This is a genomic window from Streptomyces sp. CA-135486, from assembly GCF_050936555.1.
Lineage (GTDB): Bacteria > Actinomycetota > Actinomycetes > Streptomycetales > Streptomycetaceae > Streptomyces.
In genome coordinates, this window is sequence record NZ_JBNJMM010000002.1 from 1,545,159 (window position 1) to 1,566,969 (window position 21,811).

At 66.7% G+C, this 21,811-nt stretch carries 22 protein-coding genes, 1 tRNA gene and 1 pseudogene; 17 read left to right on the top strand and 7 right to left on the bottom strand.

Features of this window, described 5'->3' with window-relative positions; genetic code table 11:
* Positions 1 to 161 precede the first annotated feature (161 nt).
* Positions 162 to 812, bottom strand: a complete 651-nt coding sequence (locus ACQEVG_RS26455; protein WP_432988230.1) for a hypothetical protein — start codon at positions 810 to 812, stop codon at positions 162 to 164.
* A gap of 629 nt (positions 813 to 1,441) precedes the next feature.
* Here ACQEVG_RS26455 and ACQEVG_RS26460 point away from each other — a divergent pair.
* From ACQEVG_RS26460 to ACQEVG_RS26480, 5 genes are all read left to right on the top strand, one after another.
* Positions 1,442 to 1,843, top strand: a complete 402-nt coding sequence (locus tag ACQEVG_RS26460) for a hypothetical protein (RefSeq protein WP_432988232.1) — start codon at positions 1,442 to 1,444, stop codon at positions 1,841 to 1,843.
* Between the two features lie 747 nt (positions 1,844 to 2,590).
* A complete protein-coding gene (locus tag ACQEVG_RS26465) occupies positions 2,591 to 2,824 on the top strand; it encodes a hypothetical protein (RefSeq protein ID WP_432988234.1) in 234 nt (77 codons plus the stop codon).
* 430 nt (positions 2,825 to 3,254) lie between these two features.
* Positions 3,255 to 3,968 (top strand): hypothetical protein, encoded by a 714-nt coding sequence (locus ACQEVG_RS26470; protein ID WP_432988236.1) that lies wholly within the window; start codon positions 3,255 to 3,257, stop codon positions 3,966 to 3,968.
* 1 nt (position 3,969) lies between these two features.
* Positions 3,970 to 4,428 carry a hypothetical protein gene (locus ACQEVG_RS26475; RefSeq protein ID WP_432988238.1) on the top strand — a complete coding sequence of 153 codons (459 nt, stop codon included), beginning with the start codon at positions 3,970 to 3,972 and terminating at the stop codon, positions 4,426 to 4,428.
* A 723-nt stretch (positions 4,429 to 5,151) separates the two neighbouring features.
* A complete protein-coding gene (locus tag ACQEVG_RS26480) occupies positions 5,152 to 5,979 on the top strand; it encodes an MBL fold metallo-hydrolase (protein WP_432988240.1) in 828 nt (275 codons plus the stop codon).
* Between the two features lie 55 nt (positions 5,980 to 6,034).
* Here ACQEVG_RS26480 and ACQEVG_RS26485 read toward each other — a convergent pair whose 3' ends face one another.
* Positions 6,035 to 6,358 (bottom strand): hypothetical protein, encoded by a 324-nt coding sequence (locus ACQEVG_RS26485; RefSeq protein WP_432988242.1) that lies wholly within the window; start codon positions 6,356 to 6,358, stop codon positions 6,035 to 6,037.
* Between the two features lie 363 nt (positions 6,359 to 6,721).
* Between ACQEVG_RS26485 and ACQEVG_RS26490 the strand changes: the two genes are divergently transcribed.
* On the top strand, positions 6,722 to 7,018 hold the full coding sequence (locus tag ACQEVG_RS26490) for a GYD domain-containing protein (RefSeq protein ID WP_432988244.1): 297 nt from the start codon (positions 6,722 to 6,724) through the stop codon (positions 7,016 to 7,018).
* A gap of 438 nt (positions 7,019 to 7,456) precedes the next feature.
* On the opposite strand, the gene ACQEVG_RS26495 is transcribed toward ACQEVG_RS26490, so the two are convergent.
* On the bottom strand, positions 7,457 to 7,852 hold the full coding sequence (locus ACQEVG_RS26495) for an endonuclease domain-containing protein (RefSeq protein ID WP_432988246.1): 396 nt from the start codon (positions 7,850 to 7,852) through the stop codon (positions 7,457 to 7,459).
* A 352-nt stretch (positions 7,853 to 8,204) separates the two neighbouring features.
* Between ACQEVG_RS26495 and ACQEVG_RS26500 the strand changes: the two genes are divergently transcribed.
* Positions 8,205 to 8,552: a hypothetical protein gene (locus ACQEVG_RS26500; RefSeq protein WP_432988248.1), complete on the top strand. Its 348-nt coding sequence runs from the start codon at positions 8,205 to 8,207 to the stop codon at positions 8,550 to 8,552.
* Positions 8,553 to 8,877: 325 nt separating this feature from the next.
* Positions 8,878 to 9,462 (top strand): GNAT family N-acetyltransferase, encoded by a 585-nt coding sequence (locus tag ACQEVG_RS26505; protein WP_432988250.1) that lies wholly within the window; start codon positions 8,878 to 8,880, stop codon positions 9,460 to 9,462.
* Here ACQEVG_RS26505 and ACQEVG_RS26510 read toward each other — a convergent pair.
* Entirely contained in the window at positions 9,459 to 9,857 is a 399-nt protein-coding gene (locus ACQEVG_RS26510) for a hypothetical protein (protein ID WP_432988252.1), read from the bottom strand. The genes ACQEVG_RS26505 and ACQEVG_RS26510 overlap by 4 nt on opposite strands.
* Positions 9,854 to 10,477, bottom strand: a pseudogene (locus ACQEVG_RS26515) (transposase); the annotation flags it as partial. The gene ACQEVG_RS26510 and the pseudogene ACQEVG_RS26515, both read right to left, overlap by 4 nt.
* Before the next feature lie 36 nt (positions 10,478 to 10,513).
* On the opposite strand from ACQEVG_RS26515, the gene ACQEVG_RS26520 reads away from it, so the two are divergent.
* A complete protein-coding gene (locus ACQEVG_RS26520) occupies positions 10,514 to 10,726 on the top strand; it encodes a bifunctional DNA primase/polymerase (protein WP_432992920.1) in 213 nt (70 codons plus the stop codon).
* A complete protein-coding gene (locus ACQEVG_RS26525; RefSeq protein WP_432988254.1) occupies positions 10,689 to 11,291 on the top strand; it encodes a bifunctional DNA primase/polymerase in 603 nt (200 codons plus the stop codon). The genes ACQEVG_RS26520 and ACQEVG_RS26525 overlap by 38 nt, the downstream gene beginning before the upstream one ends.
* 384 nt (positions 11,292 to 11,675) lie before the next feature.
* Here ACQEVG_RS26525 and ACQEVG_RS26530 read toward each other — a convergent pair whose 3' ends face one another.
* Both ACQEVG_RS26530 and ACQEVG_RS26535 read right to left on the bottom strand, forming a co-directional pair.
* Positions 11,676 to 12,212, bottom strand: a complete 537-nt coding sequence (locus ACQEVG_RS26530; RefSeq protein WP_432988256.1) for a DUF4760 domain-containing protein — start codon at positions 12,210 to 12,212, stop codon at positions 11,676 to 11,678.
* A 246-nt stretch (positions 12,213 to 12,458) separates the two neighbouring features.
* Positions 12,459 to 12,530, bottom strand: a tRNA-Arg gene (locus ACQEVG_RS26535).
* Positions 12,531 to 12,702: 172 nt separating this feature from the next.
* On the opposite strand from ACQEVG_RS26535, the gene ACQEVG_RS26540 reads away from it, so the two are divergent.
* The 7 genes from ACQEVG_RS26540 (at position 12,703) to rho (ending at position 21,778) form a co-directional block, all read left to right on the top strand.
* A complete protein-coding gene (locus tag ACQEVG_RS26540) occupies positions 12,703 to 13,137 on the top strand; it encodes a response regulator (protein ID WP_432988258.1) in 435 nt (144 codons plus the stop codon).
* A gap of 55 nt (positions 13,138 to 13,192) precedes the next feature.
* Entirely contained in the window at positions 13,193 to 14,245 is a 1,053-nt protein-coding gene (gene nrtL / locus ACQEVG_RS26545; RefSeq protein ID WP_432988260.1) for an ArgS-related anticodon-binding protein NrtL, read from the top strand.
* A 20-nt stretch (positions 14,246 to 14,265) separates the two neighbouring features.
* A complete protein-coding gene (gene lysA / locus ACQEVG_RS26550) occupies positions 14,266 to 15,657 on the top strand; it encodes a diaminopimelate decarboxylase (RefSeq protein WP_432988262.1) in 1,392 nt (463 codons plus the stop codon).
* A gap of 97 nt (positions 15,658 to 15,754) precedes the next feature.
* On the top strand, positions 15,755 to 17,056 hold the full coding sequence (locus ACQEVG_RS26555) for a homoserine dehydrogenase (RefSeq protein ID WP_432988264.1): 1,302 nt from the start codon (positions 15,755 to 15,757) through the stop codon (positions 17,054 to 17,056).
* Between the two features lie 6 nt (positions 17,057 to 17,062).
* Positions 17,063 to 18,121, top strand: a complete 1,059-nt coding sequence (gene thrC / locus ACQEVG_RS26560) for a threonine synthase (protein WP_432988266.1) — start codon at positions 17,063 to 17,065, stop codon at positions 18,119 to 18,121.
* A 361-nt stretch (positions 18,122 to 18,482) separates the two neighbouring features.
* Positions 18,483 to 19,403, top strand: a complete 921-nt coding sequence (gene thrB, locus ACQEVG_RS26565; protein WP_432988268.1) for a homoserine kinase — start codon at positions 18,483 to 18,485, stop codon at positions 19,401 to 19,403.
* A gap of 389 nt (positions 19,404 to 19,792) precedes the next feature.
* Entirely contained in the window at positions 19,793 to 21,778 is a 1,986-nt protein-coding gene (rho, locus tag ACQEVG_RS26570; RefSeq protein ID WP_432988270.1) for a transcription termination factor Rho, read from the top strand.
* The last annotated feature ends 33 nt before the right edge of the window (positions 21,779 to 21,811 follow it).

Genomic DNA, 21,811 nt, shown 5'->3' on the forward strand with positions numbered 1-21,811 from the left:
CTCCCACAACCAGGAGCTCAGGCCCAGACCGTCTTCCCGGACGGCGGCCGTGGGCCGATGCCCCAGCGGTTGGCGAGCGCTTCGATCAGCAGTAGCCCGCGCCCGCACTCCTCGATGGGCAGCGGGGCGAGCGGGCCGGCGGCCTCATTTACGGGTCAGCCTTAGGACTGCCGGGCGGTCTCGGAACGGGTGCGTTCGTATTCGGTCGGGTCCAGGATTTCCCAGACTGCCTGGCCGATGGCGAGGACGCCGCGGGCCGGCAGGGCCACGTCACCGATCCGCGGATTGTCCTGCAGCCGGACGGGGAGTCCGAGGTCGACGCCGTCGAGCGTGGCTCGTGAGTCATTGATGAAGTACATCTGCTGCGGCATGAGGGTTCCGGTGTGACCGCTCGGCATCACGCCGGACATCTGAAGGCGCCCCATTCCCAGTGCGCGGGCCGCTCGCTCCCGAGCCCGTACCAGAGATCGCGCTCGCCACGTGGCGAGCGGCAGCGCCACGCTGATGCTGTTGAGGAAGCCGAGGAGGCGGGTCGAGGAGGCGGTGAGAGTCCAGTCCAGTGAAGGAGCATCCATCGTCACCCGCAGGGAGGCCGGGCCCGTCCAGGTGAGCCCGATACGGGAGTATCCCGTGTGGTCGCAGGCCGCGCCGTAGTACCGGGGGCATGCTGTGTCCAGTCGTGCCCCGTGGACGTGGATCGACCAGCTTCGGCTCGGATCGCGATGCCACAGCGTGCGGTAGGGCCCGAAGCTGTTCTCAGGAAAGACTCGGAGCGCGAGCACGTGACCGGAGTCGAAGGGCAGCGCAAACACGCCCCAACCCTTGACGTACTCGTGATGGGGCCAAGGTGCCCGACCCCGCACAGTGGGGATGTCCGACAACCTGGATGCCAAGTCGAGCATCGTCATCACCCCGGGGCGTTGACCAAGAATTTCGATGCCTCGGTTCAAGCGTAGGACGGACAGGAGGCGGGAACCCGTCGAAGCCTGCCCATGGGCTCTCCGACATTGGGGAGTGAGGACAGCGCCGGGTCGGCCGTGCATCTTCGGTCGGTGTCCCGCTGCTCGTCGAGGGAGCACAGGGCGGCAACGGGGACGGCCGACAAACCGGCAAAGCGAACCAACACGTGCCCACCTCAAGGGTGGACAGCATCTGAGGTTGTGTCGGAGGTCTATCGCGACCAGTGCGAAACAACGAGAGAGAGCGGGAGTCAATGAGACTGGCTCCCGCTCTCTCATGCAGACATCCACCCTGGTCAGACCTTGATTTCTGCTGACTGTCGGCGAGTGCCCTCGGCAGGACTCGAACCTGCGCACACGGCTCCGGAGGCCCCTTGAGCCCCGGGCATTCACACTGGTCACAGGCCTGTCGATGATCCTCTTGCGTCATCCTGTCCACGAATAGGCCGCAGCTCGGTGATCAGCGTGATAGTCAGCTGTGCGTGACCTACTTTGAGGACCTGACGCCGTACAGCTACGCCGATGAGGGGATGACGGGGGAGCCAACCACGCACTGGCGGGGCATGCCAGTGGTCAACGTCGGCTGGCTCTCGCGCCGCAAGCGGTTCCCGAAGTGTGCTCCTCCGCAAGGCCTGGTCGATGCCTTGGCGTACCTGACGCGCGAAGGGAGGGTGCTGCAGACGCGCGGCTACCACTTCTGCCCCTGGTGCTTTGGATGGCTTGTTGGCGCGCGGGATGACTGCCCGAGAGGGAGCGCTGAGATACGAGTGATGGGCAACGGAGTGGCGTACGCCGCCCCTGAACTCGTCGCCCACTACGTCAAGGCGCACCACTACCGTCCGCCGGCCGAGTTCGTTCGAGCTGTCATGGAGCCCGGTGGTTGATTGCTGTTGGTCGCTAGGGCCGATGTACTTCGAAGGCGCCTGGAGGCTCAAGCCAGCCAGAGTGTGTGACCTGCACGAATACGCTGAAGGGCGCCGCTGATCTGGCTTACTTCGACACGCGTTCGACAGACAGCGTCAACGAGCCGTAGGGCAATGCCTGGTGGCCCGGCCCGCCTCAGTCCTCTTCGGCTTCGTCGCGTCGTTCCAAAACCAACCCGACGGATCCACCCTTGAGCGCAGCCTCATCGATGCCACGAGGTCTGCATCGGTGACTCCCGTCGTGCGCCCTTGTGGCAAGCCTGACCGTGGGCCACTGTCGGAGCTTGGCAGTTGCCTCTGACAGTGCCATCTGTACACGGGGGAACGTTGATGCGGGAACGGACCGCAGGATCGTGGTCACGTATCGTTTTCGGGGAGCTGGCCACCCCACTGTCCCGACTCGTACCAGCGTGCATCGTCCGAGCTCACGAGCGGGCGCGAAATGGTCATCAGGGAGTGCGTACTCAGACTCTGGAGGCGTACGGGCACGGCCTCCATGCATGCCAGTACGAGGAGCTGTCTACCGGCTTAGCCGACCTCCCCGGCGCCATTCCAGTGCGGCTTCAAGCTCGGACGGTGATGGTGGTCGCCAGCCAGGTCCTCTACCCGATCCGCTACGCCAAGCGGGATGTCCCCGTAACCGTGGCTCGGCTCCGGCGAGCCGTTGGTCTTCGCGCTGACCTGATCCGCCGACACGGACCGGAACCCATGCAGGAAGAGCTGGACTTAGGACTCGAAGAGTTGCAGGAGCAAGAGTTTCACGAGGATCTCAACCAGCTCGATCCAGAGGTGGGGCTCGTGCTCGTTGCCTACGCATGCGCCATGGACAAGGGGGTTATGCGCCTCGAGTGGGGCGATGCAGAGTTGCGCCGCGGCGACCGCCACCTGCTGTGGCACCACCATGAGCCACTGGACCTACCCGGCGAACAACGATCCGCATAACGGTGCGAGGCAGGCGGCCAGGGGCGGTCACGCTTGGGCCCTCGTTGTGACGACTGTTCCTTTGAGGAGCAGTGTGGGGTCCTGGCGTTCTATTGGGCAGGCGCAGGGCATCGAAAGGAGATCGTGCTCTCGATAGGAAATGATCTGGTCAGCAAACCCGATCTTGCATTTTCGGCACGGTCGTTCGAAAGTACCCTCGATCGAGGTATGGAACCTTCCACTCCGGGGACGGCGGCCATGCTAGCCTCCCGATCTGGGGATATTGAAGGGTCATCTAGCTTTCGGTTGGGGCAAGTTGGAGGCGTCCCGCCGATGCGGGGTCTTCGATGGATCAGGGCGCGAACTGTCGCCAGTCGGCCACAGATGGTTATTTATCTGCTACTTTGGGTAGGCGTAATAGGCGGGGCGTGATCTTCGGGGGGTGGTCGTCGTGCGTTGGGACAATTTCGGAATTGGTGCGCGTGCTCTCCTGGATCCGACTGGCACGGTTTTGCCTGCGCGGGCAAAGAGTCGTCAGATCGATTTGCGAAGCTTCGATGACGGGGTTGAAGCGCTGATTTCGGCCTTGGATTCAGAAGATTCCAGCCGTCTCGCCTTGGCGATGAAATCTGAAGATACTTTGCGTTCCTTCGGTGTCTTGCCAAACTTATCCTCCCTGCGCCTTGTGGCTGTAACGGGAAGTTTTCTCTCCGCTGTGCTGACGTCAGTTCTGGGAGCACTTGCGTTGGTGAGTGGCACGAGCTGGCCTATCGCCGTAATCTCGGTCAGCTCGGCAGTTGCCACGCTCGGAATCGGTGTATTTTTCGTTGCACTTCAACATTCCCTGAGGCAGAAAGCTCGAAGTCTGCATGAGAGGGAGCTTGAGCTAGTGCGTGAGGCAGTGCAGCGAATGGCGAAGAGTCAAGTTGAGGCTCTTGAAGCAAGAGGGCTCATTAAGCGCAGTAAGGGGGATCCCGAGCTAGCGGGGGCCCTATTAATGGAGATCGTCTCAGAATACAACGAGGAAAAGAGCAGCGGCATCACGGCTCCGGAATTTCATTCTCCTGCAGTCACCGTTGAGCAAGTTATGAGCACGGCAAGCGAAGATCACCCTGTCGTCCGTATGCTCCGACGCCTGGCGTCAGACGTGCAGGAGGCGCGCTGAAATGCCCGAGCTGGGCGGCGATGATGGCTCGAAGGTCGAAGTCGATCAGATTATCGAGCTGGCGGCGAAACTTGAGAACGTTCCCAAGGGGAACCTGCGTCGGGCTTTGAAAGCGATAAACTACACCGCGCGCACGCAACGTCTTGATGTATACCTTGGACACGCCACGACGGCCATGGGAAACCTGGTTGCCGCGGGTATTGTGGCCGCCTTCTTGTGGCTAGGCTACTCGATGGTCGAGGCTAATGAGGCGGGTTACGGTGTCCTTTTGTGCGGGCTTCCGACTTCTTCAGTAGCAGCTATTTTTGTCGTAAAGAAACTTCCAGACTTTAAAGCTCTTGCGGCTATGGCGCGACAAATTCAGCCGCCACAGCAGCCTGTTGATCAGGTTCCGCCCGCGCGGGTGGCTCCGGAAAGCGGCATGACGGCAACCGAACAATCTGGAGGGGCCGTTCCATAGGTGGACACCCGCCTAGAGTGAGACCGGCACCAGGCCTCTGCGTTGGCGTCCAGGCGGGATCCCCGGCGGTGCGTACTCGTGCGCCTGTCGCTGACCCACTCAACCTATGTGGGGTCATCGAGCAGGGCAACGCGGTCGGCAGTCCGACTCGGTCTAGGCCCTGGCCGCCTGGCCCTGATTGGCCGTCCTTGTTCATCGCTGGCCACTGCCGATCGGCCTCCTCCGCTTCCTCTGGCACGAGCTGCCCGCCATCGTTGCATCCGGAATTCGCCCCCCACCCCCCGGTCGGCGCCGCCGGGCTGTGCGCGGCACCCTCTGATCCTTGCATCAGACTGCTACGCAGTTCAGGAGGGCCTGGACTGCAGACGTTCGCGCATGGCGGGCGTGGGAAGAGGCCAGCCCTGCTGGGCTTGCGATGATCCCCTGTTCACGCCCCTAACTGGGAGCGAGCGCAGCGAGCCTTGATAGACGTAGGGAAACTCTGTCCGCGGACGAGCTCTGAGAAGAAGTCCGGGCCTCGCGGCGGCTCACCAGCGCGTGCTGACCGGGCTTCGCAGAATGGACCGTTTGTGAGAGGGCACACGAGGTCCGGAGGTGGCACTCCTGTCCCTGGGGTCCGAGGATGCTCGTATGAAGGTGCCGATCGGTCGCCCGAGTCTGCGGCCCTACCTGCCTTACCAGCAGCGCACTGCAGCGCACCGTGAGGGGCTGAGCGCTCACTTCTTGGGCACCAGTTCAGTGCTGCTGTCGGACGGGCAGACCTCGGTGCTCAGCGACGGGTTCGTCACCCGCCCGGGGATTCTGCGAGTGGGCGTGGGCAAGATCGCCCCGAACCGCGGGCTGGTCCGTGCCGCCATCGAGCGGCTGCGGGTGGACACCCTCGCCGCTGTGGTGTGCGCGCATTCCCACTACGACCACGCCCTCGACGCACCGGTGTGGGCGCTGGAGACCGGCGCCGAACTGGTCGGGTCGGAGTCCACCGCCAACATCGGCCGCGGCCTGGGGGTCCCCGAGTCGTCCTTGCGGGTGGTCGGCGGCGGCGACACCGCCACCTACGGCAGCTTCACGCTGACCTTCCTGGACTCCGTGCACAGCCCCGGCGACCACTACCCCGGTACCGTCGACCGGCCCTTGGTCCCGCCGGCCCGCGCCGGTGCCTGGAAGACCGGCACCGCCTACTCCGTGCTCGTCACCCACCCCCAGGGCCGCGTGCTGCTGCAAGCCAGCGCCAACTACCGGCCCGGCGCGCTGCGCGGTCATCACGCCGACGTCATCTACCTGGGCGTCGGCATGCTGGGCAAACAGCCCGCCGAGTTCCTTCACACCTACTGGGACGAGGTCGTGGCCACGACCGGGGCCAGGCGGGTCATCCTGGTGCACTGGGACGACTTCTTCTTCGGCCTGGACCGGCCACTGCGCCCCATGCCCTACCTGCTCGACGACCTCGACACCACCATGAGCCGACTGCTGCCCCTGGCCCGCCGTGACGGCGTCGACGTCGTTCTGCCCGTTTCCTGGCAACCCAGCGCCCCCCTCAACGGTCTTGCGTGAACCGTCACTGAACCTAGACAGGCTGCGACATCGTGTGCAGCCCATGCACCGAAGGTCAGCAGCGGGACGTTGTAAAGGTCCGGATTCTGCGGACGGTCATGACCGGTGAGATGACCTCGACCACGAGCATCTCGACAAGGAATTGCACGTGCGCGCTGAGCAGATGACTCGTGTGTCCGTTGGCCGAGCGGCCCTTCTCGCCGAGTGAGGTATGGATGTGCGGCAGCACGGTGTCCGTCTCGGCGTCGTACGCGAGAGTTCCGCATCCCATCGCCTCGACCCCGGCCAAGTGGACCTTGCTCCACACGGGGGCCTCTGGGTCTTCCAACTTCTCGCAAGCGCCGACGATCTCGGCCTCGGCGCAACCCGCGATGAACATGGGGATGGATCCGTGCCGAACGCCGTTGCTCCGGCAGAACTCGTATCGAGGATCTGTTACGTGAGTACGAGTGGCATGCCCACTGCGGTATGTCCCGAGGCCTCTGGATCTTTCCGAGGGCCTTCGCCATATCGAAAACCGACCTGGGCCGATGCTCGGCATTCCTGTCCCCAGACAGTCCGCAGCAGTGAGCTTTGGGACTCGGTGTTTCGGGTTCGTGCTGGGGAGCCGGCCACCGCTCGAGGAGTTCGATCGCTCATTGCTCGTATCACTCGTCCGGCCTGCTTCTACATGCGCCTTGCGCGCATGGTGATCAGAATTGAGCGACGATGTGTTGTGTCTCCTTCATAGGGGTGAAAGACCATGCCGACGTACGTCTCGTTGCTGAACTGGACCGATCAGGGGATCCGGGGCTACAAGGACACTCCGCAGCGCGCCGAGGCCTTCGCCGCAGCGGCACAGAAACTGGGGGTGAAGGTCCTGAACCTCTACTGGACCGTCGGTCCGTACGACATCGTGGCCGTCGTAGAGGCGCCCGACGACGAGACCGCCACTGCGGTGCTCCTGCAGGTCTCTGGGGTGGGCAACGTCCGTACCACCACCCTGCGGGCCTTCGGCCGGGAGGAGATGGACCGCATCATCGCCAAAGCCACTGGCTGAGGGTTTTGAGATCGAGGACCCGCTTCGCGAGTATGTGTGACCCGCCCAGGGGCGGGACACTCCGAAGCCTCCGGATCGGTCCCAGGGCTTCGCCATGTCGCGGCCGACCTGCGCCGATGACCGGGCTTTCCTGTCCACGAACAGTCCACGGACGCCGACATACGGCGGCTTTGAGTGGCGTACCGCTGCACATACGCGAAGACCCCGTTCTCAGCTAAAGCGCTGATGGCGGGGTCTTTGGGCACCTCATACCGGCTGCCCCCGGCAGGATTCGAACCTGACAGGGCTCCGGAGGCCTCGCGCCGACGACTCTCCATTGTACCGTTGACCTGCGAAAACGCTGGCGCGAGATCGCCCGCTGACGAAGCTCACTCGCCACTCACTCGTACGCCCCCCGAGAGCGGTCTGATCGTGGAGTGACGCACGCCCCTCAAAGGACTACTCCGAGGCCTCGAATTGCAGCTGGGCGCTGCAGAGTATCCGCCCGTTGGCGTGCTCGGGGCACCAGCGGTAGCAGCTGTCGTCGAGGCTCCAGCTGGGTGCTGCCCGGCCGTGCTGGGGCTGCCGGCCGTGCCAGTGCCGGGTGTTGCACAGATTGCACAGCGGCGCGCGCACAAACCCGTGTGTGTGGCAGTGGTCCCACACGCTCGCCCGCACGGTCATACAGCCGGCGCACATGAACCGTGCAGTGGTCGGCCAGCCCCGTCGGCCGGCGCGATCGACGCGGTAGCGCTCGCCTGCCAGTTCGCCGTCATACACCACGGCGTCCACGTCGCTGCCTCTCGCGCCGTAGACGACCGCGGTGCGGGTGCACTCGCCGCGGTCGGCCGCCACCGCGTCCCCGACGCGTTCGAACCATACGGAGCTAGCGATCGAACTCGTGGAAGCCGTGGATGCAGCCGCGGATCCGTTCCTCGTTCCTGAACTTCAACACGGAGCTGCAGAGGCACAGTCGATCGTTTTGGGCCAGAGTGATCGACTCGTTCGACGCGGTTTGATCGAACTTCGGTGCCCACCCCGCCATGTTGTGCCCGTACTGGCCGTTGCCCAGCGGCTTTATTCGATCCATGGGATGACCCCAATCGAAACGGACTGATCAAGCCAACCTGGGCCGACTGCGTCACGGGCAAGATCGGGACTACCTAGGGTTGCGCCGACCGCTTGATCAGTTCGAAGGGGAACGCTCTTGAAGAAACTCCTGGCAACAGTTGCGGTTTCAGCCGCTGTCGTCCTGGTGGCGCCAACTTACGCCGCCGCGGACGCTGTTGACACCACCCAGGTTCAGGCCGCGAACTGTGTGAATCATCCTTGGGGGCACCTTAAGCTCGGGGGCTACAACCACGTGGCTTGCTGGGACCTGAGCCAGCATGGTGACTACGTTCGGGCCTGGGTGAAGTGCTCACGGGCCAAGACCTCGCCATCGTCGGCTTGGGTCACCCGCTGGGGTCCGTATGTGAAGGAGCAGACGGCGTCGTTCGCCTACTGCGACGACAACGAGTACCTGCAGGACTGGGGATACAAGTACAAGCGCTAGTCGAAGGATTCCTTCCCCCAGGCCGCGCCTGGGGGAAGGGGCGATCCTGCGGCCTCAGAGGTCGTTGAGTCCGTTTCTAGTAGTGGCCTTGCGCGGTTGGGTGAGGAAGCCTTGGCGTCCGAGGCGGCTGCGGGTGACGTTCATGTCTGGGCCGTCGGTGGGCAGGCCGAGTAGTCGTGCCGTTCGCAGACCCTGAATGTCTGGTCGGGGGTGCTGGTTGAAGGCATGCACGATCTGCTGGTAGGCGGTGCCTTGGTCGTGAGGGCCGGACCGTGATCGGATATTCGGTGTTCTGCCCGCCCCATGAGGACACAAGATGGTGCGCATGACTGTGGCCACCCCCATACTGCACACCGCTCGCCTGCGACTGCGACCCATCACCGACGCCGACACGGACCCCCTGTTCGCGCTGCACAGCAGCACCTACGTGATGCGCTACTGGGACTCCCCGCCGTGGACCGACCGGGCCCGCGCCGAGCGTTTCATCGCGATGTGCCGGACGATGGCGGACGAAGGCACCGGGGCGCGGGTGGCCATCGACCGTGCTTCTGACGGGGCCTTCGTCGGCTGGTGCGTTCTGGCCGAATGGAACCCGGACTACCGCAGCGCGTCGTTGGGCTACTGCCTCGCCGAGGCGATGTGGGGCCACGGCTACGCGACGGAGGCGGCACACGCCCTGCTGCAGTGGGCATTCGACACACTGGACCTGAATCGAATCCAGGCCGAGACCGACACGCGCAACGTGGCATCTGCCCGGGTCCTGGAGAAGATCGGATTCATGCGTGAAGGGACGTTGCGGGAAGACTGCGTCGTGAACGGCGAAGTGTCCGACTCGTGGGTGTTCGGATTGATCAGGCGAGAGTGGCGGCCGTCGGACGTGCCGATTCCAGCCCACGCAAGGCGGCGCTAAGCCCGTTTCTGGTAGAGACCGCGTCCGGGTTGAGTGAGGAAGCCTTGACGCGTGAGGCGTCCAAGACGGCTGCGGGTGACGTTCATGGCCGGGTCGTCGGTGGGCATGCCGAGGAGTTCGTGCAGCTCACGGACCTGGAACGCCTGGTCGGGGTGGGTGTTGAAGGCGTTCACGATGACCTGGTAGGCGGTGGTCAACTCAGGCGGTTCGGATTCGGGTCCTGCCAGTGCGACTTCTGCGATGACCTTTCGGGCAGTGGCCAGATCGGCAAGCCGTCCTTCGGTTTTGGCCAGGGCGGAGGTCAAGTGCTTTATCTGGTCGTGTAGTTCACCGGCCCGGGCGGTGGTCTCGTCGTGCTGGGCCTGGAGGTCTGCCAGGAGTTCGTTGACGTTCATGCGGCCAGTCCGAGGGTGTCGCGCCAGGCCGGACTCGGGGTGGTGAGGCGGCGGGTCATGTTCGCGGTGGAGGCCCAGTAGACGCGCGAGGCGGAGGTGTCTGGTCGGTGGTCGTACTCACGGGCGAGGCGCCGGTGCAGGAGCAGGGTGCCGTTCGTCTGCTCCACCACCCACCGCTTCGGCTGCGGGACGAAGCCTTTGGCCTGGTCGGCGGGGTTGCGGCGGACGACGTCGACGGTGATGTCGAGCATCGCGCCGTGGGTGACGACTTCGTCCTTGAAGCCCTGGTCCACCAGGGCCTTCTCCAGGCGGTGTCCGCATCGTTCGGCGGCCTGGTCGAGCAGAGCGGTGCCGGCGGCGTTGTCGTGGGCGGACGCGGCCAGCACGACGACGCCGATAATCAGCCCCATCACGTCCACGGCCAGCCCCCGCTTGCGGCCCGACACCTTCTTGTTGGCGTCCAGTCCCGTCGTGGTCTTCGGGACACCGGCTGCCGCGCGGACCGACTGGGTGTCGGTGACCACGAGGGACGGGTCCTCTAATCGCCGGGCTCTCTCCCGCACCTGGCAGCGCAGGAGTTCCTGGATCCGCTGGTCAAGCCCGTCCTCGCGCCACGACGAAGACTCCCCCTCCGCACAGGAGACAAGCAGCCCGCGATCACCGAATGGGAGAGTCGCGCCACCACCGACCGCGAACGCATCCACCGTTGCTGGACCCGCGCTCCCTACAACATCGGCATCGCCACCGGCCCCTCCCGCCTGGTCGTCCTCGACCTGGACACCGCCAAAAGCCCGGACGACCTTCCGCCGGCTCAATGGGGGGGAGCACGGCGTGCGCAACGGAGCCGACGTATTTCGCGTGCTGCGTGAGCAGCACGACACGTACCCCTTCCCGCCGGACACCTTCGGAGTGGGCACCGTCAGCGGCGGGGCGCATCTGTACTTCGCCGCCCCCGCCGGGCCGGAGCTGAGGAACAGCGCGGGCAAGCTCGGTTGGAAGGTCGACACCCGTGCCGCAGGCGGGTACGTCGTCGCCGCAGGCAGCTTCGTCAACGGCCGCGTCTACGAGATCACTTCGGATGCTCCCGTACCCGCCCTTCCGGAATGGCTGGCGGAGTTGCTGTGGCCAGCACCGCTTCCGCCGCAACGGCCCATCACGGTCACGCTCGCATCCGACCGGCGCGGCAAGTGGCTGCAGGCCGCGGCCAACGGGGAGTTGGAGCGCGTCACCCGCGCCCAGGAAGGGGCGCCGCTCTACCTCGCCTCCATCGCCCTCGGACAGCTCGTCGCCGGGGGAGAGCTGGGCGAAGCCGAGGTGGCCGAATGGCTCACCGCCGCCCCGCTCCAGACCGGGCAGGGCGAGCGTGAGGCCCGGCGCACCATCGCCTCGGGTCTGCGGGCCGGAGCCAAGCGCCCCAGGACGGTCGCGGCATGAGCACCAACCCGATCCCGCCCCTGCACCTGTACTCCGTGCCCAGTGACCCGCAGACTCCCGCTGCGGCCCCGGCTGCGCGGGAGCGGCCGCGGACCGCGGATCAGCTCAAGGCTGAATGCCGGGGTGCCCATTGCCGAGGTGGCTCGTCGTGTCGGCAACTCGCCCGAGGTGATCCACCGCCGCTACCACGGATGCGTGGACGGACATGAGGAAGCCGCCAACGCGAAGATTGCAAAAGTCACTAGAGCAAGACGGTGACGCCGTATAGCAATGCGCCAACATCGTGAGGGCGGTGCTGGAACTTCCCGACCGCCCTCGTTTGCGTAGCTCGGCGAGTGGCTGGACACACGCTCCGGCCGCAGAACTACTCCTAGTAGTCGCAGGTCAAACGCGATAAGCTGGCCGAAAATCGCCGCCGTCTCGGTACCATCCTAGGCGGATAACGTCGTTTGCCAAGTCTTCAAAAGATTTGCGCTGGGAGGCGCCAGTGCGATCCCGCAGGTCTTCTATATAGGGACGCAGTACGTTCCAGTGGCGAACGACCGTATTTCCGTACGCATAGTGAAGATAGAGGTTTGGAAGCGCGCCAACCATCCATAGATCAGCTGCGATGGTCCAAATTCTCGCGACTATGTCGGCACTCTGAACTTCCTCGGCAGTCCAGTCTGCGTGGGGCTTGCCAGCTAGACTCCGCATTGCCGCTCGCGCTTGCAGATTTCGAGGCTCCTCAAGCATTTTAATTATCTCCAGCGCGGTCTGGCGTTGCATCTGTGCGGTCATTGCGTTGACGCTCTCGCTGACGCCGTCGCGCTGCGCTTGGAGCTGGTGACCCATTAATCGAAACTGTAGGAAGAAAATCACCAGGTTGAACAGCACCAGGAGTGTGTTGGTGATTTGACTGGCGACGTTCCACGTATCCATTGCTCCCCCGGCAAGAAGCGTCTTGCTGACAGTCTTTAAGTGGACAGTGCCACGGCCCGGCGTCCGGCAACCGAGCACATCGAGGGCGGGCCCCCGAGTGGCGGGTCGCAACTGCGAGTGTGTCGGACGTGTGTTGCGAACAGTGAGACACAACGAGAAAGAGCGGGAGTCAGTGAGACTGACTCCCGCTCCTTCATGTCGGCATCCGCCCAGGTCAGAGCTTTAATTTGCTGGCTGACTGGCGAGTGCCCCCGGCAGGATTCGAACCTGCGCACACGGCTCCGGAGGCCGTTGCTCTATCCCCTGAGCTACGGGGGCGTTCCGCCGCTCTTCGCGGCGACGGGTAGAACCCTACCAGCTCCCACACGGTCCCCGTGAACAGGTATTTCGGGCCCCTGAGCCGTGCTCTCCGAGTCCGAAAGGTCGCCCGCACGGGGTGGAAGTGGGCAAAACCCGGACGCAGCCCTGCCCCCCGACCTACTCTCGAGTTGTGTCAGGCGCGTCCGGTCGGGTGCTCGTTGTCGACGACAACAGGGTCATCCGGCAGCTGATCAGGGTCAATCTCGAGCTGGAGGGCTTCGAGGTCGTGACCGCGGCCGATGGTGCCGAGTGTCTGGAAGTCGTCCATCAGGTCTGTCCCGATGTCGTCACCCTCGATGTTGTGATGCCCCGGCTCGACGGGCTGCGCACTGCCGCGCTGCTGCGGGACGATCCGCGGACCAGTCATCTGCCGATCGCGATCATCAGTGCCTGTACGCAGTACGAGGTGGAGAGCGGCCTCGTCGCCGGTGTGGACGCGTTTCTCGCGAAGCCCTTCGAGCCTGCCGAGCTCGTCCGTCTCGTACGGCAGTTGATGCACAGGGAGGGTCCGCCGTCTGTCGACGGCAGGCATGGTGCCGGGCGGGCGGGGAGCGCGCGCGGTTGACCGCATGGCGAAACCGGTTCGCGAAGGGCCCCCCTCCCTCCCATACGCTTGTCCCGTGACCCCCGCTGAGCTCTCCCGTACCGTGCTGCACGCCGTGTGCCGTGCGGTGGAGGACGGTGTGCTGGATGCGCCCGTGCCCGAGAGTGTCAGTGTCGAGCGGCCGCGGCCCGGGGGGAGTGGTGATTACGCCACCAATGTCGCGCTCCGGCTGGCCGGGCCTGCCGGGCAGCAGCCCCGTGACGTCGCCGAAGTGCTGCGGGACCGTATCGCCGAGGCTCCGGGGATCGCTTCGGTCGAGATCACCGGGCCCGGGTTCCTCAACATCACCCTGGGCGAAGGTGCGCAGCAGGCTCTCGTACTCCGTGTGCTGGAGCAGGGGAGTGACTACGGGTGGGTCGAACTGACCGGTGAGGTTGCCCAGCCCAGTTATCGCGCCGAGGTGCGGGCGGCCGTCGTCGCCGATGCTCTGCGGCGGATTCTGGGCTCGCAGGGTGTCCTCGTCCGTACCAGCTGTGCGGGGAAGGCCGATCCGGCCTGGGTGGAGCTGCGCGTACGCATCGAGGCTCAGGAAGGACGCGACCATTTGCCCGCCGACGTGACGCCGGTCCCCGCCGATGACGACGCGACCACCCTGGTGCGGCGGCTCGGGGTCGATGCCGCCCGGTGGGGGCTCCTGTCCGCCGCCTCGCACGACCGCCCGAGGACCGGCGACGAGCTCCTGGTGCAGCAGGAGAGCAATCCGTTGTTCAAGGTGCGGTACGCCTGCTCCCGCACCCGAGCCCTCGCCCGCGGTGCCAAGGAGCTCGGGTTCTCACGCGCCGCCGATGCGCACGTCGACGCCCCGGCGCTCACCGCCGCCATCGGCGACTACCCCGCCGTCCTCGCCTCCGCCGCCCGACTGCGCGCGCCCGACCGGCTCGCCCGGCATCTGGAAGCCACCGCCGACGCTCTGCTCGCCTTCCAGCACACCGTGCTGCCCTTCGGCGACGAGAACGACGAGAAACCCATGGCCGCCCACCGTTCCCGCCTCGCGCTCGCCGAAGCCGCCGGGACGGTGCTCGCCGGTGGCCTGTCCCTGCTCGGCATCAGCGCACCCGAATATTTGTGAGACGTGAGAGAGACCGAGAAATGAGCCGTTCCGCACATCCCGCCGGGCCCCGTCACGCAGACGTCTATCCCGAGGGGCACTACACCGCCCCTCCCACCGACCTCAACGTCCTCGACGAGAAGGTCTGGGCGAAGACCGTCTCCCGCAACGGTGACGGCGTCGCGACCGTCGGCGGAATCGAAGTGACCAGGCTGGCCGAGGAGTTCGGCACCCCCGCCTACTTCCTCGACGAGGCCGACTTCCGCGCCCGCTGCCGCGCCTGGGCCGACGCCTTCGGCAAGGACGCGGATGTCTTCTACGCCGGGAAGGCGTTCCTGTCCCGGGCAGTGGTGAAGTGGCTCTACGAAGAAGGGCTCAACCTCGACGTCTGCTCCGGCGGCGAGCTCGCCACGGCCCTCGGCGCCGGCATGCCCGCCGAGCGCATCGCCTTCCACGGCAACAACAAGTCCGCGGACGAGATCGAACGAGCCGTGAGCGCCGGCGTCGGGCGCATCGTCCTCGACTCCTTCGAGGAGATCGTCCGCGTCGCCCACACCGCCCAGCGCCTCGGCAAGCGCCAGCGGGTCCAGATCCGCGTGACGGTGGGAGTGGAAGCGCACACCCATGAATTCATCGCGACCGCGCACGAGGACCAGAAGTTCGGCATCCCGCTCGCCGGCGGCCAGGCCGCCGAGGCCGTACGGCGCGCCCTCAAGCTCGACGGCATCGAGCTGATCGGCATCCACTCCCACATCGGCTCGCAGATCTTCGACACCTCGGGCTTCGAGGTGGCCGCCCATCGCGTGGTCCGCCTTCTCGCCGAGATCCGGGACGAGCACGGGATCGAACTGCCCGAGATCGACCTCGGCGGCGGGCTCGGCATCGCGTACACCTCCGACGACGACCCGCGCGAGCCGCACGACATCGCCAAGGCGCTCAACGAGATCGTCACCCGTGAGTGCGAGGCCGCCAAGCTGCGCACGCCCCGGATCTCCGTCGAGCCGGGCCGCGCGATCGTCGGGCCCACCGCCTTCACCCTGTACGAGGTCGGCACCATCAAACCGCTCGAGGGCCTGCGTACCTACGTCAGTGTCGACGGCGGCATGTCCGACAACATCCGGACCGCTCTCTACGACGCCGAGTACAGCGTCGCGCTGGTGTCCAGGACGTCCACCGCGGCGCCGATGCTCGCCCGCGTCGTCGGCAAGCACTGTGAGAGCGGTGACATCGTGGTCAAGGACGCGTTCCTGCCCGCCGATCTGGCGCCCGGTGATCTGATCGCCGTGCCCGCCACCGGCGCGTACTGCCGATCCATGGCCAGCAACTACAACCACGCACTGCGCCCGCCCGTCGTCGCGGTCAGGGACGGCGAGGCGCGCATGATCGTCCGGCGTGAGACGGAGGAAGATCTCCTGCGTCTTGACGTCGGATAGCTGAGATACATGTCTCGTATGCCGGACGGGGGATAGAAACTTCCGTCCGGTGAGTGAGACTGGTCCACACCGTAGAAGTAATGAGAAGCGAGGTCGGATGATGCGTACGCGTCCGCTGAAGGTGGCGCTGCTGGGCTGTGGAGTGGTCGGCTCAGAGGTGGCGCGCATCATGACGACGCACGCCGACGACCTCGCCGCGAGGATCGGCGCCCCGGTGGAGCTCGCCGGGGTCGCGGTCCGCCGGCCGTCCAAGGTGCGCGAGGGCATCGACCCGGCGCTGATCACCACCGACGCGACCGCCCTGGTCAAACGCGGCGACATCGACGTCGTCATCGAGGTCATCGGTGGCATCGAGCCCGCCCGCACGCTCATCACCACCGCCTTCGAGCACGGCGCCTCCGTCGTCTCCGCCAACAAGGCGCTGCTCGCCGAGGACGGCGCGACGCTGTACGCCGCCGCCGAGGAGCACGGCAAGGACCTCTACTTCGAGGCTGCCGTCGCCGGCGCGATTCCGCTGATCAGGCCGTTGCGCGAGTCGCTCGCGGGCGACAAGGTCAATCGGGTGCTGGGAATCGTCAACGGCACGACGAACTTCATCCTGGACAAGATGGACTCCTCCGGGGCGGGGTACTCCGAAGCGCTCGACGAGGCCACCGCCCTCGGATACGCCGAGGCCGACCCGACCGCCGACGTCGAGGGCTTCGACGCCGCCGCCAAGGCCGCCATCCTCGCCGGGATCGCCTTCCACACCCGCGTACGACTCGACGACGTCTACCGCGAGGGCCTCACCGAGGTCACCGCCGCCGACATCGCCTCCGCCAAGCGCATGGGCTGTACCGTCAAGCTGCTCGCCATCTGCGAGCGCGCGGCCGACGGCCAGTCCGTCACCGCCCGCGTGCACCCCGCGATGATCCCGCTCAGCCACCCGCTCGCCTCCGTCCGCGAGGCATACAACGCGGTCTTCGTCGAGGCGGATGCCGCCGGGCAGCTGATGTTCTACGGTCCGGGCGCCGGCGGCGCGCCCACCGCGTCCGCGGTCCTCGGTGACCTCGTCGCCGTCTGCCGCAACAAGCTTGCCGAGGCCACGGGCCCCGGCGAGTCCGCGTACACCCAGCTGCCCGTGAGCCCCATGGGCGACGTGGTGACGCGATACCACATCAGCCTCGACGTGGCCGACAAGCCTGGCGTGCTCGCCCAGGTCGCGACGGTCTTCGCCGAGCACGGCGTATCGATCGACACGGTGCGCCAGCAAGGTCGACAGGGCGGAGTCGGCGAAGCCGACCTCGTCGTCGTCACTCACCGTGCGCCCGACGCCGCCCTGTCCGGGACCGTCGAGGCGCTGCGCAAGCTCGACACCGTGCGCGGTGTCGCCAGCATCATGCGGGTTGAAGGAGAGTAACCAGCAATGACTCACCAGTGGCGCGGAATCATCGAGGAGTACCGGGACCGGCTGCCGGTCACGGACACGACCCCGGTCGTCACACTCCGTGAGGGGGGCACGCCGCTCGTGCCCGCGCAGGTTCTCTCCGAGCGCACGGGCTGCGAGGTGCACCTCAAGGTCGAGGGCGCCAACCCCACCGGGTCCTTCAAGGACCGGGGCATGACCATGGCCATCACCAAGGCCAAGGAGGAGGGCGCGCAGGCGGTCATCTGCGCTTCCACCGGCAATACCTCCGCCTCCGCCGCCGCCTACGCCGTACGGGCCGGAATGGTCTGTGCGGTCCTGGTGCCGCAGGGCAAGATCGCGCTGGGCAAGATGGGGCAGGCCTTGGTGTACGGCTCGCGCATCCTGCAGGTCGACGGGAACTTCGACGACTGCCTGAACCTGGCCCGGAGTCTGTCGGAGAACTACCCGGTGGCGCTGGTCAATTCGGTCAATCCGTATCGCATCGAGGGTCAGAAGACCGCCTCGTTCGAGATCGTCGACGCGCTCGGCGACGCCCCCGACATCCATGTGCTGCCGGTCGGCAACGCCGGCAACATCACGGCGTACTGGAAGGGGTACAAGGAGTACGCCGCGGACAAGGTGTCCACGCACGCTCCCCGAATGTGGGGCTTCCAGGCCTCGGGTTCGGCTCCGATCGTCCGCGGCGAGGTGGTCAAGGACCCCTCCACCATCGCCACCGCGATCCGCATCGGCAACCCGGCCTCCTGGAAGCAGGCGCTCGCCGCACGCGAGGAGTCGGGAGGCTTCATCGACGAGGTGACGGACCGTGAGATCCTGCGCGCCTACCGGCTGTTGGCCTCGCAGGAGGGTGTCTTTGTGGAGCCCGCCTCGGCCGCGTCCGTCGCGGGCCTGCTGAAGGCCGCCGAGCAGGGCAAGGTCGACCCGGGTCAGCGGATCGTGTGCACGGTCACCGGCAACGGTCTGAAGGATCCGGACTGGGCGGTCGCCGGAGCGCCCCAGCCGGTCACCGTGCCGGTGGACGCGGCAGCGGCGGCCGAGCGCCTCGGCCTCGCCTGAGCCGTCCCGACTCGTGGGGACCTTTACAGGGAATCCTCCGTAGGGAATTCTCGTACGGACTTCTCGTACGGGCGTCTCGTCTGAACGCTGTCCGCGGTGCGGCCGTACCCCTTGGGGAAGGCGCCATACCCCTTGTGAAAGCAAGGCAAGCCGGACAACGGCGTACGTAGGGGCACAGGAGGCTTGCGACACGCATCGTGCGCCTCCTGCGCGCCCTATGTCGCCACTGAACCTTCCTTCGATAAGCTGTACCGAACCCGCCCCGCCGCATATGCCGCGGTGTTGTTGCCGTCACGGCCCACGGGTGTTGGTACCTCTCGAAAAAACCTTCGCAGTCAGAACCAAGGAGAGTCATCGAGCGATGGCCGGTCCAGCGTTCCGCGCCGCCGCCGTCCGAGTGCGCGTCCCCGCCACCAGCGCCAATCTCGGCCCGGGCTTCGACGCCCTGGGGCTGTCCCTGGGGCTGTACGACGATGTCGTCGTACGGGTCGCGGACTCCGGTCTGCACATCGACATCGCGGGCGAGGGCGCCACGACGCTGCCCCGCGATGAGAGCCATCTGCTCGTACGTTCCCTGCGTACGGCCTTCGACCTGCTCGGCGGACAGCCGCGCGGCCTCGAGGTCGTCTGCGCCAACCGCATCCCGCACGGGCGCGGCCTGGGGTCCTCGTCGGCAGCCATCTGCGCCGGCATCGTCGCCGCCCGCGCGGTGACCATAGGCGGCGACGCGAAACTCGACGACGCGGCCCTCCTCGAGCTCGCCACCGAGATCGAGGGGCACCCCGACAATGTCGCCGCCTGTCTGCTCGGCGGCTTCACGCTCGCCTGGATGGACGGGGGAGCGGCGCGCGCCATCAGGATGGAGCCGGCCGATTCCGTCGTTCCAGTGGTTTTCGTGCCGGCCAAGCCGGTGCTCACGGAAACGGCGCGCGGGCTGCTGCCGCGCTCTGTCCCCCATGTGGACGCAGCCGCCAACGCCGGTCGCGCCGCCCTGCTCGTCGAGGCGCTGACCAGGCGTCCCGAGCTCCTGCTGCCTGCCACGGAGGACCGGCTCCACCAGGAGTACCGGGCCCCGGCGATGCCGCAGAGCGTCGACCTCGTCAACCGACTGCGCGCCGACGGCGTCCCAGCAGTCATCTCCGGCGCGGGTCCCACGGTCCTTGCGCTGGCCGAGGACAGTGCGGCCGACAAGGTCGCACGGCTGGCGGGCGAGGGGTGGGCGGCCAACCGGCTCACCTTCGACGCCGCGGGAGCGAGTGTTCTGCCGCTCGCCCCGCAGTGACACGAGATTGCCGGTGATGGAGAGGGGGAATGTTTGTTGGAGCCGGTAGTGTTAACCTCAAGTCTGCAACCGACGTCTTTGTGGCGCGGTGCTTCGTGTCCCCATTAGGGACCAACATTCTTCCGGGAGCCTCCCCGACTGCCTGAGCAGCCTGCCTGAGCAGTTTCGAGCACGCTCCGGAACCGGCACGACACCCCTCGCTTTGCCAGGAGTGGGCCGAGCAGGGGGACCTCGGGCCGGGCCTTGCACGTTTATTTCTCCGCCGTTACTCCCGGCGGGACCACCGCCCCGGCACCGGTCCGTGATACGCAACATCACAGGCCGACGTCGGACAGCACAACCGGTCGCCGAGCCAGAAGGCCGACGTCCGCTCCAGGGAAGGACCCTTCGTGAGCGACACCACCGATCTGATGGGCGTGAGCGCCGACAACAGTGTCGACACCTCCGCGCCCGCCGCAGGTGCTGCCTCCGGCACCACCTCACGGCGCCGCCGCTCCGGCACCGGCCTCGAGGGCATGGTCCTGGCCGAGCTGCAGCAGGTCGCGTCCGGCCTCGGCATCAGGGGCACCGCGCGGATGCGCAAGAGCCAGCTGATCGAGGTCATCAAGGAGGCGCAGGCCGGAGGCTCCGCGCCGGCGAAGAGCGCCGACGCTGCCGAGGCCAAGCCGAAGCGCCGCGCCACCTCCAAGGCCCGTACGGGCGACGCGCCCGCCGCTGCCGAGGAGAAGGCCGAGAAGGCCGTGGCCCAGCAGCAGATCGACATTCCTGGCCAGCCGGCCAGTGACGACCAGCCGGCCGGCGAGCGCCGCCGTCGGCGGGCCACCGCGCAGGCGGGCAGCCCGGAGGCCAAGGCCGAGGGCTCCGTCGACGTCAAGACCGACGTCAAGACGGAAGCCCAGCCGGACACCAAGGCCGAGGCCGCCGTCGCCGTCTCCGCACAGGACGGTGAGGGCCGTCGCGACCGCCAGGAGCGGGGCCAGCGAGGCGAGCGCGGCGGCGAGCGCCGTGACCGCCAGCGCGAGCGCGGCCGCGGCAAGGGCGACGAGCAGCAGGGCGGCCAGCGCCAGCAGCGCCAGGGCGGTCAGCAGGGCGGTCAGCAGGGTCCGCGCGCCGACGAGAGCGACGACGACTTCGAGGGCGGTCGGCGCGGACGCCGTGGCCGTTACCGCGACCGCCGTGGCCGCCGTGGCCGCGACGACTTCGCGACCGGCGAGCCGCAGGTCTCCGAGGACGACGTTCTGATTCCCGTCGCGGGCATCCTGGACATCCTCGACAACTACGCCTTCATTCGTACGTCGGGTTACCTCCCGGGTCCGAACGACGTGTACGTGTCGCTGGCCCAGGTCCGCAAGAACGGTCTGCGCAAGGGTGACCACGTCACCGGAGCGGTCCGTCAGCCCAAGGAGGGCGAGCGCCGCGAGAAGTTCAACGCGCTGGTCCGCCTGGACTCCGTCAACGGCATGGCGCCCGAATCCGGCCGTGGCCGCCCGGAGTTCCAGAAGCTGACCCCGCTCTACCCGCAGGACCGGCTCCGTCTGGAGAGCGACCCGGGTGTGCTGACGACCCGGATCATCGACCTCGTCGCGCCCATCGGAAAGGGCCAGCGAGGCCTGATCGTGGCCCCGCCGAAGACCGGCAAGACCATGATCCTTCAGGCGATCGCCAACGCGATCACGGTCAACAGCCCCGAGTGCCACCTGATGGTCGTCCTCGTCGACGAGCGTCCGGAAGAGGTCACCGACATGCAGCGGTCGGTGAAGGGCGAGGTCATCTCCTCGACCTTCGACCGCCCGGCCGAGGACCACACCACGGTCGCCGAGCTGGCCATCGAGCGCGCCAAGCGTCTCGTCGAGCTGGGTCACGACGTGGTCGTCCTGCTGGACTCGATCACCCGCCTGGGCCGTGCGTACAACCTCGCGGCCCCGGCCTCCGGACGCATCCTGTCCGGTGGTGTCGACTCGACCGCGCTCTACCCGCCGAAGCGCTTCTTCGGTGCCGCGCGCAACATCGAGGACGGCGGCTCGCTGACCATCCTGGCCACCGCGCTGGTCGACACCGGCTCGCGCATGGACGAGGTGATCTTCGAGGAGTTCAAGGGCACCGGCAACATGGAGCTCAAGCTCGACCGCAAGCTCTCGGACAAGCGCATCTTCCCGGCGGTGGACGTGGACGCGTCCAGCACCCGCAAGGAAGAGATCCTGCTCGGCAGCGACGAGCTCGCCATCACCTGGAAGCTGCGCCGGGTGCTGCACGCCCTGGACCAGCAGCAGGCGATCGAGCTGCTGCTGGACAAGATGAAGCAGACGAAGTCGAACGCCGAGTTCCTGCTGCAGATCCAGAAGACGACGCCGTCCGCCGGCAACGGTGGCGACTGACGCCCTTCACGGCGGCCCCTGGAGAGGCCTTTC

Bases quoted from the DNA above. Each gene is read 5' to 3' on its own strand.
- ACQEVG_RS26465 (WP_432988234.1), top strand. From the start codon at position 2,591: ATGCAGGAAGAGCTGGACTTAGGACTCGAAGAGTTGCAGGAGCAAGAG.
- ACQEVG_RS26475 (WP_432988238.1), top strand. From the start codon at position 3,970: ATGCCCGAGCTGGGCGGCGATGATGGCTCGAAGGTCGAAGTCGATCAG.
- ACQEVG_RS26485 (WP_432988242.1), bottom strand. From the start codon at position 6,358: ATGTTCATCGCGGGTTGCGCCGAGGCCGAGATCGTCGGCGCTTGCGAG.
- ACQEVG_RS26490 (WP_432988244.1), top strand. From the start codon at position 6,722: ATGCCGACGTACGTCTCGTTGCTGAACTGGACCGATCAGGGGATCCGG.
- ACQEVG_RS26505 (WP_432988250.1), top strand. From the start codon at position 8,878: ATGACTGTGGCCACCCCCATACTGCACACCGCTCGCCTGCGACTGCGA.
- ACQEVG_RS26510 (WP_432988252.1), bottom strand. From the start codon at position 9,857: ATGAACGTCAACGAACTCCTGGCAGACCTCCAGGCCCAGCACGACGAG.
- ACQEVG_RS26530 (WP_432988256.1), bottom strand. From the start codon at position 12,212: ATGGATACGTGGAACGTCGCCAGTCAAATCACCAACACACTCCTGGTG.
- lysA (WP_432988262.1), top strand. From the start codon at position 14,266: ATGAGCCGTTCCGCACATCCCGCCGGGCCCCGTCACGCAGACGTCTAT.
- ACQEVG_RS26555 (WP_432988264.1), top strand. From the start codon at position 15,755: ATGATGCGTACGCGTCCGCTGAAGGTGGCGCTGCTGGGCTGTGGAGTG.
- thrC (WP_432988266.1), top strand. From the start codon at position 17,063: ATGACTCACCAGTGGCGCGGAATCATCGAGGAGTACCGGGACCGGCTG.
- thrB (WP_432988268.1), top strand. From the start codon at position 18,483: ATGGCCGGTCCAGCGTTCCGCGCCGCCGCCGTCCGAGTGCGCGTCCCC.